The sequence below is a fragment of the Kitasatospora sp. NPDC017646 genome (assembly GCF_044329365.1).
Classification (GTDB): Bacteria; Actinomycetota; Actinomycetes; order Streptomycetales; family Streptomycetaceae; genus Kitasatospora.
Window position 1 is genome coordinate 1 of the sequence record NZ_JBIRJC010000007.1, and the last position, 11,609, is coordinate 11,609.

An 11,609-nucleotide genomic window follows, 5' to 3' on the forward strand; every position below is an offset into this window, starting at 1 on the left:
ATGTCAACATATCTGGCGTTGACTTTTGGCACGCTGTTGAGTTCTCAAGGAACGGACGCTTCCTTCGGACCGCCTTCCAGCGGGCCCTCCGGGCGCTTCGTTCTTTCGTGTTCCCAGTTTACCAGATGTTTTCCGCTCCGTTTTCCGGAGTTTCATTCATCCAATTTTCCGAACTGGTCGGGCCGCTTTCCGCGACGACCACCACATTAGCGCATTCCGAGAGTCAATCGAAATTCACACCCACACCCGTTGACGGCAACGCCGACAGACCCAAGCGAATGGGCTTCGAGGTGTGAGAGTGGGTCTTGCTGAGTGGGGTGGCCGCTCCAGCGACTCGTTCAACACTAGGCCACCTGGAGGACATCGTCAAACGTCGAGGGCCGGATCTGTCCAGATCCGGCCCTCGGAGCTCAAAGCCGCAGCTCAGAGTGGGTGTGCTTTCAGCCAGTCGATCAACTGACAGGTCAGCGGACCGGTCAGCCGGCCGGGATCAGCTCCGCTGCCGCGAGGTTGCGCTTGCCGCGGCGCAGCACCAGCCAGCGGCCGTGCAGCAGATCGGCCTCGGTCGGCACCGCCTCCTCGTCCGTCACCTTGACGTTGTTGAGGTAGGCACCGCCCTCCTTGATCGTCCGGCGGGCGGCCGAGCGGCTCGGCGCCAGGCCGACGGCGACCAACAGGTCGACCACCGGCTGGAGTTCGGTGACCTCGGCCTTCGGAACCTCGGCCAGGGCCGCGGCCAGGGTCGGGGCCTCCAGGTCGGCCAGGTCGCCCTGTCCGAACAGCGCCTTGGACGCGGCGACCGCGCGCTCGTACTGCTCGGCGCCGTGCACCAGCGTGGTCAGCTCCTCGGCCAGGGCCCGCTGGGCGAGACGGGCGGCGGGGCGCTCGGCCGTCTCGCGCTCCAGCTCCTCGATCTCCTCCTTCGAGCGGAAGCTGAAGATCCGCAGGAAGTTGGAGACGTCCCGGTCGTCCGCGTTCAGCCAGAACTGGTAGAAGGCGTACGGGGTGGTCAGCTCGGGGTCGAGCCAGACCGTGCCGGACTCCGTCTTGCCGAACTTGGTTCCGTCGGCCTTGACGATCAGCGGCGTGGCCAGCGCGTGCACGGACTTGCCGTCGGCCTTGCGGATCAGGTCCGTGCCGGCGGTGAGGTTGCCCCACTGGTCGCTGCCGCCGGTCTGCAGGGTGCAGCCGTAGCGGCGGTTCAGCTCCAGGTAGTCCATGCCCTGGAGGATCTGGTAGCTGAACTCGGTGTAGCTGATGCCCGCGTCGGAGTTGAGCCGTCGGGCGACGGCCTCCTTGGCGATCATGTTGTTGACCCGGAAGTACTTGCCGACGTCGCGCAGCAGGCTGATGGCCGACATCCCGGAGGTCCAGTCCAGGTTGTTGACCATGCGGGCCGCGTACGGGCCCTCGAAGTCGAGGAAGCGGGAGATCTGGCCGCGCAGGCGCTCGACCCAGCCGGCCACCGTCTCGGGGTCGTTGAGGACGCGCTCGGCGGTGGGCTTGGGGTCGCCGATCAGGCCGGTGGCACCGCCGACCAGGCCGAGCGGGAGGTTCCCCGCCTGCTGGATGCGGCGCATGGTGAGGATCTGGACCAGGTTGCCGAGGTGCAGGCTGGGGGCCGTCGGGTCGAAGCCGCAATAGAAGGTGACCGGGCCGTCCGCGAACGCCTTGCGCAGTGCGTCCTCGTCGGTGGACAGGGCGATCAGCCCACGCCACCGCAGCTCGTCGACGATGTCCGTCACGGTCACGCTTCTCCTTCGATCGGGCGTCCGCCCGCTGTCGGCCCGGTTCGGTCGGGCCGCGGGGTCGGTACGGCTCCAGCCTGATAGAGCCTACGCGGTTCCGGCCAGCGAGTTTCCCCGAGGCACCGGGATGGCACCGGGCCTGGCCGGCGGCCCCGCTCCCCCCGGGCTCCTCTCCGACACCGGAAATTCCGTTGTTAGTCGGCTGCGAGCCCATTCAGAGTGGGTTCACCGCCGTGCGGCGGCAGTGACGTGTGTGGAGACGGTCGTGCCGCCGTGGCACGCCCGTGGGAAGGGTGTGCCGAGTGCGCAACACGCTGGTTCTGAACGCGAGCTACGAGCCCCTGACGACGGTGTCGCTCCAGCGCGCCGTCGTCCTGGTGCTCCAGGACAAGGCGGTGGTGGAGCAGGCGCACCCGCTGCGCTCGATCCGGGGGACGGGCGTGGCCGTCCCGGTGCCACGGGTGATCAGGCTGCAGAGGTACGTGAGAGTGCCCTTCCGACAACAGGCCCCGTGGTCCAGACGGGGTGTCCTGGCCCGGGACCAGCACCTGTGCGCGTACTGCGGGCGCCGGGCCACCACGGTGGACCACCTGCAGCCGAGGTCGCGCGGCGGCGAGGACAGCTGGATGAACACCGTGGCCGCGTGCGCGGAGGACAACCAGCGCAAGGCCGACCGGACGCCGGAGCAGGCCGGGATGAAACTGCTGCGGCGGCCGTTCGTGCCGACGCCGCAGGCCACCCTGATGCTGGCGCTCGGCCTGCGCGGCTCGGAGGCCCGCGAACTCGCCGACTGGCTACCGGCCGTACCGGGACAGCCGGTCACGGCGGCCTAGCGAGGGCCGGCCGGACCGGGCGGACGAGGGGCGGTCCGGTTTCGGGGCGCCGGGCTGCCCGGGCCGGGCTCAGTCCTTCGCCTGGTAGCCCGCCGCCGTGCCGTAGTTGGCCGCGTGTTCCGGTACCACGACCACCTGTCCGCCGCCGATCAGCACCCGCCCGGAGAGCAGCAACGAGCCGGTGCCGGGCGGGAAGTTGCCGCCGACCGCCTCCTGGCCGCCCGCCAGCGGGAAGCGGCCCAGGCGGGCGGGCTGGTCGCGGCGCTCGTCCGCGGCCAGCACCAGCGAGCCACCGTCGATGCCGACCGCCCGGGAGGTGCCCTTGGCTGCGGTCGGCGTCTTCCAACGCTGCTTGCCGGTGTCCAGGTCGTAGCCGACCGCGGACACCGGCCCGCCGCCGTTCGCCGGGGTCATCGCGGCGACCATCGTGCGGCCCTCGAAGAACACCTCGGGCGTGGCCGAAAACGTTCCGTGGGTGACGTTCAGCCGACCCGCGTCGGTGACCACCGGGATCTCGACCGCCGGGTCGCCGGCGGTGCCCCAGGCGAAGACCCGGTCGTCCTCGGGTTTCCCGCCGGTGGTGAGCACCACGGCCGGCTCCGCGGAGAGCACCGTCACCGTCTTCGGCTGGTTGTTCAGGCCCCGCCACCAACTGACCTTGCCGTCCGCCGCGTTCAGCGCGACTGCCTGGTCGGCGGGCGTCGAGTCGGCGCAGGAGGAGGCGACCAGCACGGTCTTTCCGCTGACGCCGCCGGACAGGGTGCAGAACTTGCCCTGTCCGGTGTACTGCCAGAGGTCCTTCCCGTCGGCCGCCGCCCAGGCCGCCACCCGGTCGTCGCCGACCGCGATCACCATGTCCGCGGTGACGCCGATCCGCGCCGAGTAGGCGTCCTTGGCGTCGGAGAGGTTCTTGGTCCAGGCGGTCTTGCCGGTCTTGGTGTCCACGGCGGCGACCAGGGTGCAGGGGCTCTTCGGGTCCGCCTGCGGCCGGAACAGGGCCGCGCCCAGCCCGGCCTGGTTCACCCCCGCCGAGAGCCCGCACGGGACGGCCCCGGCGGCCGGGGGCTCGACCGACCAGGTCGGCTTGCCCGCGTTCCGGTCGTACGCGTGCACGCCGGAGCCGTCGGCGCGGACCACCGCGTCGGCCAGCAGCCAGCTGCCGACCAGCGTGTCGTCGCCCCCGGGCTGCGCCGCGGCGGCGGGCTGCGCCGACCAGACCTTGGTGTGCGCCACCGCGAACCCGGGCTCGCCGCCGCTGGACGCGGACGCACTGCCGCCGCCCTCGGCACCGACCGTCACCGCCGCGGTTATCAGCACCCCGAGCGCGGCCACCCCGGCGCCCGCCCGCACCAGCAGGGCCCGCCGACTGGGCACGTGCTCCCCGGTCAGGACGGCCGCCCGCACCTTGTCCGCCAACGAGGAGGGGGAGGGGGATGAGGAGCCGGAACCGCCGGCGCCGCCGCGACCGCCGCGCCGAGCGGCCCGCGAGCGCCCGGCGGGCGCAGCAGCCGCGGCGGCCTCGACGGCCGGAACCGCCGGGGGCTCCTCGACGGACGACTCGACGGTCGACGCGGGCTCCGCCGGCGCTTCCTCGACGTGCACGTAGCCGTCGGCGGAGTACTCGGCCCCCGCCGGGACGTACAGTCCCTCCTCGACCGGCTGGACCTGCGGCGCGGCGGCGGGGTACGGCTGCTGCCCGTAATCCGGGTACTGCTGCTGGTACGGCTGGAACTGCTCCTGGCCGCCGTACGGCCCGTGGCCCTGGCCCTGGCCCTGGCCCTGGAAGCCCGTTCCCGGCAAGCCCTGTTCCTGGAACGCTCCCTGGAACTGTTCCTGGAACTGCCCCTGGAAGTAGCCGCCCTCGACGTACCCCGTCAGCCCGTGACCGCTCTGCTGCCCGTACGGGACCTGGTCGTACTGCCACTGCCCGGGCGGCTCCGGCTGCTGCCAGTGCGCCGGCTGCTGCTGCCGGTCGTCGTGCCCCTGCCAGTCCTGCCCGCCCTGGGGGTGCCACTGCTGCTGCTGGGCATGGGCGTCTCCGAAGGGCTCCTGTGCCACCGTTCCGTCCCTCCCAGCCCCCCAGCCGGCCTGCCGATTGCGGCAGTCAGCATCTCACGCCCGCCCGGGCCCGCCATCCGGGCCCTCGACGCGGGGGCGGGAGCCGGGGCTCAGGCCGCCGACTCGGCGCGCAGGGCCTCGTCGATGCGGGCGGCGAGGGTGAAGTCCAGGTCGGTGAGCCCGCCCGCGCTGTGGGTGGACAGCACGAAGCGCAGGGTGCGCCAGCGGATGTCGATGTCGGGGTGGTGGTCGAGTTCCTCGGCCTGCTCGGCCACGGCGACGACGACCCGGACCGCGGCGGGGAAGTCGGGGGCGTCGGCGCTGCGGACGATGCTGTCACCGTCCCGGCTCCACAGCGGCACGCCCGCCAGCGCCGCCGCGGTCTCGTCCTCGCTCAGTCGTGCCCTGCTGCTCATCGGTGCGCTCCGGGTGTCGTCGACGGGTGCCGGCGGGGTGCCGGTCAGGCGGCCTTGCGGCGCGGGCGGGTCACCAGCTCGCCGCCGCAGTTGGGGCAGTCGGCGGCCATGGCCTCGGTGCAGTCCGCGCAGAAGGTGCACTCGTAGGAACATATCGAGGCGGGGCCGTCGGCGGTCAGCGACACCTCGCAGCGCTCGCAGGTCTCACGCATCTCCAGGGCCATGGCCTGTTCCTCCGATGTCGGTACGGTCCGATGAGCGGTCAGACGTACGGTCTGACCACCGTTCAACTCAGCAACAGCTTGGTGACGGCCACCAGGCCGACCACCACGATGACCGCGCGCAGCGCGGCCGGCGGGAGGCGGCGGCCGACCTTGGCACCGAGCAGTCCGCCGACCAGCGAACCAGCGGCGATCAGCCCGGCGGCCGTCCAGTTCACCGTGGAGGTGAACAGGAAGAACAGTGCGGCGACCCCGTTGACGATCATCGCCAGGGCGTTTTTCACCGCGTTGATCCGCTGCAGGTCCTCCTGGAGCATCATGCCCATCAGAGCCATCAGCAGGACGCCCTGCGCGGCGCCGAAGTAGCCGCCGTAGATGCCGGTGAGGAACACCCCGGCCAGCAGCACCAGGCTGCCGTCCGGGTCGCCGTCGGCCCGGCGGCGGGCCGCGACGGCCTTGGCCACCCGGGGCTGGATCACCACCAGGACCAGGGCGAGCAGGATCAGCGCCGGGACGATCGCGTCGAAGGCGCCGCTCGGCAGCTTGATCAGCAGCAGCGCGCCGAGCAGCCCGCCGAGCAGTGAGGCGGTGCCCATGCGCCGCAGCCGGCGGCCCTGGCCGACCAGTTCGCGGCGGTAGCCGATCACACCGCTGAGCGAACCGGGCACCAGACCGAAGGAGTTGGAGACGTTGGCGGTCACCGGCGGGATGCCGACGGCGAGCAGCACCGGGAAGGTGATCAGGGTGCCGGAGCCGACGATCACGTTGATCATCCCGGCACCGACGCCGGCCACCAGGACGGCGATCGCCTCCCAGAGCGTCATGGGTCACCTCTCCTCTCGGTCCTGTCCGAGGGGATCATGCCGGACCCCGCCCCGGCCGGACCAGGCCCGGTCACGATTCGGGACGCACGCCACACCGCCGGAACGCCACACCGCCGGAATGCCGAACCACCGGTACGCCGAACCGCGCGCGAGGACCGGGAGAACGCCGAGGGCCCGCCACCACCGGGCAGCGGGCCCTCCACCGAACGCGGTCGGATCACTCCGGGTCGATCTTGCGGTACTCCCGCGCCGGGTCCACCCGCGGACGGGCGGCGCCCTTCTCGACGTCCACCGGCCGCGGCCCGGCCGCCGGGTCGAGCGGCACCTGGGTGGCCGCCGGGGGCGCCTGCGGGACGCTCGGCGCCGCCACCGCGCCGCCGTTGACGCCGCCACCGTTGCCGGTCAGGCCGGTGAAGGCGCCGCCGAGGCCCTTGAGCGCGTCGCCGACCTCGCTCGGGATGATCCAGAGCTTGTTGGAGTCGCCCTTGGCCAGCTCGGGCAGCGTCTGGAGGTACTGGTAGGCGAGCAGCTTCTGGTCGGCGTCGCCGTCGTGGATGGCCTCGAAGACCGTCCGGATCGCGGCGGCCTCACCGTCGGCGCGCAGCACCGCGGCCTGCGCCTCACCCTCGGCCCGGAGCACGTCCGCCTGCTTCTCACCCTCGGCCTTGAGGATCTGGGCCTGGCGCTGGCCCTCGGCGGTGAGGATCGCGGCGCGCTTGTCACGGTCGGCGCGCATCTGCTTCTCCATCGAGTCCTGGATGGAGGTCGGCGGCTCGATCGCCTTCAGCTCGACGCGGTTGACCCGGATGCCCCACTTGCCGGTGGCCTCGTCCAGCACCCCGCGCAGACCGGCGTTGATGACCTCGCGCGAGGTCAGGGTGGATTCGAGGTCCATCGAGCCGATGATGTTGCGCAGCGTGGTGACGGTCAGCTGCTCGATGGCCTGGATGTAGCTGGCGACCTCGTAGGTGGCCGCCCGCGGGTCGGTGACCTGGTAGTAGATGACGGTGTCGATGTTGACCACCAGGTTGTCCTGGGTGATCACCGGCTGCGGCGGGAACGGCACGACCTGCTCGCGCAGGTCGATGCGGTTGCGGACCCGGTCGATGAACGGGACGACGATGTTCAGCCCTGCGTTGAGCGTCCGGGTGTAGCGGCCGAAGCGCTCCACGATCGCGGCGCTGGCCTGCGGGATGACCTGGATCGTCTTGATCAGCGCGATGAAGGCCACCACGACCAGGACGACCAAAACGATAAGGACGGGTTCCACGGACTCTCCCCTAGACGACCAGGGCGGTCGCGCCCTGGATTTCGACGACGTCGACCTGCTGCCCGGGCTGGTAGACCTGGTCCGGGTGGAGCGCGCGGGCCGACCAGATCTCGCCGTTGAGCTTGATCCGTCCGCCCTCCCCGTCGACGGTTTCCGCGACGACCGCGGTGGCGCCCCGGAGCGCCTCGATGCCCATCTTGATCTGCGGGCCCCGCTGCAGCTGCCGGTAGGCGATCGGACGGACGAAGGCCACCAGCGCGACCGAGACCACCAGGAAGGTCACGGCCTGGAGGACCACTCCGGCGCCCAGTCCGGCGACACCGGCCGCCACCAGCGCGCCGACGGCGAACATGGCGAACTCCGGCATCGCGGTGAGCACCAGCGGTATGCCGAGGGCCGCGGCGGCCAGGAGCCACCAGATCCAGCTGTCCACACGTCCATCCTAGGGAGCGAAGGGCCTTCGAGGCGGACAGTTCCCGCAGGTCGAGGGGCGGAAACCGGTCGCTCGTGCGACCGGTTCCGACGAGCCTTCGCCAGGGCTTGCCGGCCAGGCCCCGGTTGGACGGACGGGGCGTCAGCCCAGCGGCAGACCCTGCGCCGACCAGCGGTCGCCGTGGCGCTCCAGGGTCAGCGGCAGGCCGAAGCACTTGGAGAGGTTGCGGGCGGTCAGCTCGGTGTCGATCGGACCGGCGGTGAGCACCTTTCCCTGGCGGATCATCAGTACGTGGGTGAAGCCGGGGGCGATCTCCTCGACGTGGTGGGTGACCATCGCCATGGCCGGCGCGAACTCGTCCTGGGCGAGCGCGCCGAGCCGGCGGACCAGGTCCTCCCGGCCGCCGAGGTCCAGGCCGGCCGCCGGCTCGTCGAGCAGCAGCAGCTCGGGGTCGGTCATCAGGGCGCGGGCGATCAGGGTGCGCTTGCGCTCGCCCTCGGAGAGGGTGCCGAACTTGCGGCCGGTGAGGTTGGCCATGCCCATCCGGTCGAGCAGGGCGAGGGCGCGGCCCTCGTCGGACTGCTCGTAGGTCTCCTGCCAGCTGACCGTCATGCCGTAGGCGGCGGTCAGCACGGTCTGCAGCACGGTCTGCTCGGCCGGCAGCTTGTCGAACATCGAGGCGCCGGCCAGGCCGATCCGGGAGCGCAGCTCGAAGACGTCGATCTCGTCCAGCTTCTCGCCGAGCACCGAGACCTTGCCCGAGGTCGGGAACAGGTACGAGGAGGCGATCTGCAGCAGAGTGGTCTTGCCGGCGCCGTTCGGTCCCAGGATGACCCAGCGCTCACCCTCCGAGATGGACCACGAGACCTGGTCGACCAGCGCGCGCCCCTCCCGGACCACGGATACGTCCACCAGCTCCAGCACGTCGCTCATGCCTACGCCTTCCCCAAATACAAAAATGTCGGCCGTCGGTGCGGGCGGCGAGCCTACTCCGGCGGCCGGTGGGCACGGGGTGGGTGCGCCGCACGCGCATGGGCAAACCTACGCCACGCGGATGACCGCCGATTCCGTAGGCTGGCCGGATGCTCGCGACTCCTGCCGACAATCCGTACGAAGAACCCCGTTCGGGGCGGCTGACCGCCTGGGGCAACGCCCTGCTGAGCGGTCTGGTGCCGCCCGACAACGCCGCCGCGGCCGTACTGGGCACCGACGAGGGCCACCGGGTGACCGGGCTGCCCGGGGACGCTCCGGGCGAGCAGCACGGGCTGACCTGGGCACTCGGCCGGCTGAGGGTGCTGGGCGTGAAGGGCCTGCGCCTCGCCCTGCCCTCGGACGGGCACCCGCTGGGGCTGACCGGCCCGGCGGCCTTCAACGAGCACGCCATGGCGGCGGGCGAGGCGGTGCTCGCGGTGGGCGTACCGCTCGGCCTGGTGCCCGAGGTCACCGTGTACGGCCCGGAGGGGGACCGCTCGGCCACCGTGCTGTGGCGCTGCGCCGAGGTCAACGACGCCCCGCCGGCCGACGTGCCCTCGCTGCACGAGGCCGAGCGCGAGCTGGCGGACGGGCTGCGCGAGGCGACCGTGCTGCTGACCCGGCTGGACGTGGCCGGCGCCGGTCCGGAGGCGCTGCGCGCCCTGGAGGCGTACCGCCGGCGCGGCCACGTCGAGCTGCTCGCTCCCGGCTACCCGCCGCGCGCCGTGCGGGTGCTGGAGTCCGCCCGTCAGGTGTCCGCCCTGCTGGCGATCGCCTCGGGCGGCCACGGCGCGGCCGTGAGCGCCTCCGAGATGGCCGCCCGCCAGTCCGTGCTGGCCCCCCTGCGGCGCACCGCCCGCCGTGCCCAGGTGGCGGCCTACAACGCCCTGGTGGACGAGCGCGAGGACCGTTAGGAGCGTCGCTGGGCCTCGCGGGTTTCGCGGGTCTCGCCGTTGCGGACGGCCCACAGCGCGGCCTGGGTGCGGTCGGCGAGGTCCAGTTTCATCAGGATGTTGGACACATGGGTCTTCACCGTCTTCTCCGACAGGTGGAGGCTGCGGGCGATCTCCCGGTTGGAGCGGCCGTCGGCGATGTGCCCGAGCACCTCGCGCTCGCGCTCGGTGAGGGTGCCGCCGCGGCCCTGCGGGGCGCGCGGGCCCTCGTCGGCGAGCAGCGCCTCGGCCAGTTCGGGCTGGAGCAGCACGTGGCCGGCGTGCACCGAGCGGATCGCACCGGCCAGCGCCTCCGGGTCCACGTCCTTGTAGACGTACCCGGCGGCGCCGGCCCGCAGGGCGGGGACCATGGTGCGGTGCTCGGTGAAGCTGGTGACGATCAGGATCCGGGCCCGGCTGCCCTCGCCCTTGAGCGTGCGCAGCGCCTCTATGCCGTCGACGCCGGGCATCTTGAGGTCCATCAGGACGACGTCCGGGTCGAGTTCGCGGGCGCGCTCGACGCCCTCGGCCCCGTCGGCGGCCTCCCCGACCACCTCGATGTCGTCCTGGACCTCCAGGAAGGTGCGCAGTCCGCGGCGGACCACCTGGTGGTCGTCGACCAGCAGGACGCGGATCGACGGCGTGCTCTCAGGCACCGGGGACCTCCATCTCGACGAGCGTCCCCTTGCCGGGGGCGGACTCCAGGGTGAGCGTGCCGCCGACGGCGGCCGCGCGGTCGCGCATCGAGGCCAGTCCGAGGTGCCGGCCCGCCCTGCGGACGGACTCGGGGTCGAAGCCGCGCCCGTCGTCGCGCACGCGCAGCACGGCGCCGCGGGCGGGGGTGCCGGCCAGGATGACGGTGACCCGGCGCGCGCCGGAGTGGCGCAGCGCGTTGTGCAGCGCCTCCTGGGCGACCCGTAGCAGCGCGGCCTCCTGGGCGGGCGGCAGGGCGCGGACGCCGTCGGCGACGAAGGCGAGGTCGGCGGTGTGCGCGCGGTCGAGGACCTGCACCTGGGAGGCGAGGGTGGCGCTCAGCCCGTCCTCCTCCAGGGCGGCGGGGCGCAGTTCGACCACCACGGCGCGCAGTTCGTCGGCGGCCTCGGCGGCGAGCCGGGCGACCTCGGCGAGTTCGGCGCGGGCGCGGGCCGGGTCGCGGTCGACGAGCTTGGCGGCGGCCTTGGCGGTCAGCCGCAGCGAGAAGAGCTTCTGCGAGACGGCGTCGTGCAGGTCGTGGGCGATCCGGGCGCGCTCGCCGGCCAGGGTGAGTTCGCGGCTGCGTTCGTACAGACGGGCGTTGGACAGGGCGAGGGCGGCGTGCGCGGCGAGGATCCGCAGCAGTTCCTCGTCGTGGTCGGTGAACAGACCGCCGCCGCGCTTGTTGGCGAGGAAGATGACGCCCATCACGCGGGGTTCGTCCTCGGTGGCCTCGGTGTCCAGGACGGGCATGCCGAGGAAGGCGTCCATCTCGGGGTGGGCGGTGGGCCAGCCCTCGAAGGCCGGGGCCTTGCGAACGTCGACGAGGCGGGTGGGGCCGGTCTCGTGCAGCAGTTCGGCGAGCACGCCGTGCTGACGGGGCAACGGACCGATCGCCCGCCACTGCTCGTCGGTGACGCCGTCGACCACGAACTGGGCGAAGCCTCCGTGGTCGTCGGGCACGCCGAGGGCCGCGTACTCGGCGTCGAGCAGGTCGCGGGCGGAAGCGGTGATGCGGCGCAGCACCTCGCGGACCTCCAGGTGCCGGCTCATCGCGAGCAGGGCCTGGCTGACGGCTTCGATGCCGGCCAGCGGGTCGCAGGCGGTGGGCGGGCCTTCGGGGGTCCGGTGGTCACCGGTGGTGCTGGGCATACCGCCAAACTACCGCCGCCGCGGCGGCGCTCGCGTCCGTCCCCGGCCGCCCCGGAC

At 72.4% G+C, this 11,609-nt stretch carries 13 protein-coding genes; 3 read left to right on the forward strand and 10 right to left on the reverse strand.

The features are described from left to right. The coding region (locus ACH4J0_RS13545) for a hypothetical protein (RefSeq protein WP_396239503.1) at nucleotides 1-296 on the forward strand (296 nt) is incomplete at its 5' end. A 180-nt stretch (nucleotides 297-476) separates the two neighbouring features. Here the strand turns inward: ACH4J0_RS13545 and tyrS are convergent. Further along, on the reverse strand, nucleotides 477-1,745 hold the full coding sequence (tyrS, locus tag ACH4J0_RS13550) for a tyrosine--tRNA ligase (protein ID WP_396239959.1): 1,269 nt from the start codon (nucleotides 1,743-1,745) through the stop codon (nucleotides 477-479). A 305-nt stretch (nucleotides 1,746-2,050) separates the two neighbouring features. On the opposite strand from tyrS, the gene ACH4J0_RS13555 reads away from it, so the two are divergent. Beyond that, nucleotides 2,051-2,581, forward strand: coding sequence for an HNH endonuclease (locus ACH4J0_RS13555; protein WP_030285730.1), 531 nt, complete (start codon nucleotides 2,051-2,053; stop codon nucleotides 2,579-2,581). 69 nt (nucleotides 2,582-2,650) lie between these two features. Here ACH4J0_RS13555 and ACH4J0_RS13560 read toward each other — a convergent pair whose 3' ends face one another. The 7 genes from ACH4J0_RS13560 to ACH4J0_RS13590 all read right to left on the reverse strand — a co-directional run bounded on the left by ACH4J0_RS13560 (nucleotide 2,651) and on the right by ACH4J0_RS13590 (nucleotide 8,736). Further along, on the reverse strand, nucleotides 2,651-4,639 hold the full coding sequence (locus ACH4J0_RS13560; RefSeq protein WP_396239505.1) for a PQQ-binding-like beta-propeller repeat protein: 1,989 nt from the start codon (nucleotides 4,637-4,639) through the stop codon (nucleotides 2,651-2,653). A 110-nt stretch (nucleotides 4,640-4,749) separates the two neighbouring features. Then, nucleotides 4,750-5,055 carry a 4a-hydroxytetrahydrobiopterin dehydratase gene (locus ACH4J0_RS13565; RefSeq protein ID WP_396239507.1) on the reverse strand — a complete coding sequence of 102 codons (306 nt, stop codon included), beginning with the start codon at nucleotides 5,053-5,055 and terminating at the stop codon, nucleotides 4,750-4,752. Between the two features lie 44 nt (nucleotides 5,056-5,099). Then, nucleotides 5,100-5,279 (reverse strand): DUF1272 domain-containing protein, encoded by a 180-nt coding sequence (locus ACH4J0_RS13570; RefSeq protein WP_396239509.1) that lies wholly within the window; start codon nucleotides 5,277-5,279, stop codon nucleotides 5,100-5,102. Nucleotides 5,280-5,341: 62 nt separating this feature from the next. Continuing rightward, the gene (locus ACH4J0_RS13575; protein ID WP_396239511.1) at nucleotides 5,342-6,100 is read right to left on the reverse strand and encodes a sulfite exporter TauE/SafE family protein; all 759 of its coding nucleotides are present in this window, start codon (nucleotides 6,098-6,100) and stop codon (nucleotides 5,342-5,344) included. 217 nt (nucleotides 6,101-6,317) lie between these two features. Continuing rightward, nucleotides 6,318-7,370, reverse strand: coding sequence for an SPFH domain-containing protein (locus tag ACH4J0_RS13580; RefSeq protein WP_396239513.1), 1,053 nt, complete (start codon nucleotides 7,368-7,370; stop codon nucleotides 6,318-6,320). Between the two features lie 10 nt (nucleotides 7,371-7,380). After that, on the reverse strand, nucleotides 7,381-7,803 hold the full coding sequence (locus tag ACH4J0_RS13585; RefSeq protein WP_396239515.1) for an NfeD family protein: 423 nt from the start codon (nucleotides 7,801-7,803) through the stop codon (nucleotides 7,381-7,383). Nucleotides 7,804-7,944: 141 nt separating this feature from the next. Then, on the reverse strand, nucleotides 7,945-8,736 hold the full coding sequence (locus ACH4J0_RS13590) for an ABC transporter ATP-binding protein (RefSeq protein ID WP_396239517.1): 792 nt from the start codon (nucleotides 8,734-8,736) through the stop codon (nucleotides 7,945-7,947). 149 nt (nucleotides 8,737-8,885) lie between these two features. Here ACH4J0_RS13590 and ACH4J0_RS13595 point away from each other — a divergent pair, with 149 nt between their 5' ends. After that, on the forward strand, nucleotides 8,886-9,689 hold the full coding sequence (locus ACH4J0_RS13595; protein WP_396239519.1) for a hypothetical protein: 804 nt from the start codon (nucleotides 8,886-8,888) through the stop codon (nucleotides 9,687-9,689). On the opposite strand, the gene ACH4J0_RS13600 is transcribed toward ACH4J0_RS13595, so the two are convergent. Beyond that, nucleotides 9,686-10,363, reverse strand: a complete 678-nt coding sequence (locus ACH4J0_RS13600; protein WP_396239521.1) for a response regulator — start codon at nucleotides 10,361-10,363, stop codon at nucleotides 9,686-9,688. The two genes, ACH4J0_RS13595 and ACH4J0_RS13600, sit on opposite strands and share 4 nt — an antisense overlap. Further along, complete coding sequence (locus ACH4J0_RS13605) at nucleotides 10,356-11,552, reverse strand: GAF domain-containing sensor histidine kinase (protein WP_396239523.1); 1,197 nt, start codon at nucleotides 11,550-11,552, stop codon at nucleotides 10,356-10,358. Before ACH4J0_RS13605 ends, ACH4J0_RS13600 begins: the two co-directional genes overlap by 8 nt. Between the last annotated feature and the right edge of the window lie 57 nt (nucleotides 11,553-11,609).

What these genes read in the sequence shown, in the direction of transcription:
- ACH4J0_RS13565 (WP_396239507.1), bottom strand. Translation starts at nt 5,055, where the DNA reads ATGAGCAGCAGGGCACGACTGAGCGAGGACGAGACCGCGGCGGCGCTG.
- ACH4J0_RS13570 (WP_396239509.1), bottom strand. Translation starts at nt 5,279, where the DNA reads ATGGCCCTGGAGATGCGTGAGACCTGCGAGCGCTGCGAGGTGTCGCTG.
- ACH4J0_RS13575 (WP_396239511.1), bottom strand. Translation starts at nt 6,100, where the DNA reads ATGACGCTCTGGGAGGCGATCGCCGTCCTGGTGGCCGGCGTCGGTGCC.
- ACH4J0_RS13590 (WP_396239517.1), bottom strand. Translation starts at nt 8,736, where the DNA reads ATGAGCGACGTGCTGGAGCTGGTGGACGTATCCGTGGTCCGGGAGGGG.
- ACH4J0_RS13595 (WP_396239519.1), top strand. Translation starts at nt 8,886, where the DNA reads ATGCTCGCGACTCCTGCCGACAATCCGTACGAAGAACCCCGTTCGGGG.
- ACH4J0_RS13605 (WP_396239523.1), bottom strand. Translation starts at nt 11,552, where the DNA reads ATGCCCAGCACCACCGGTGACCACCGGACCCCCGAAGGCCCGCCCACC.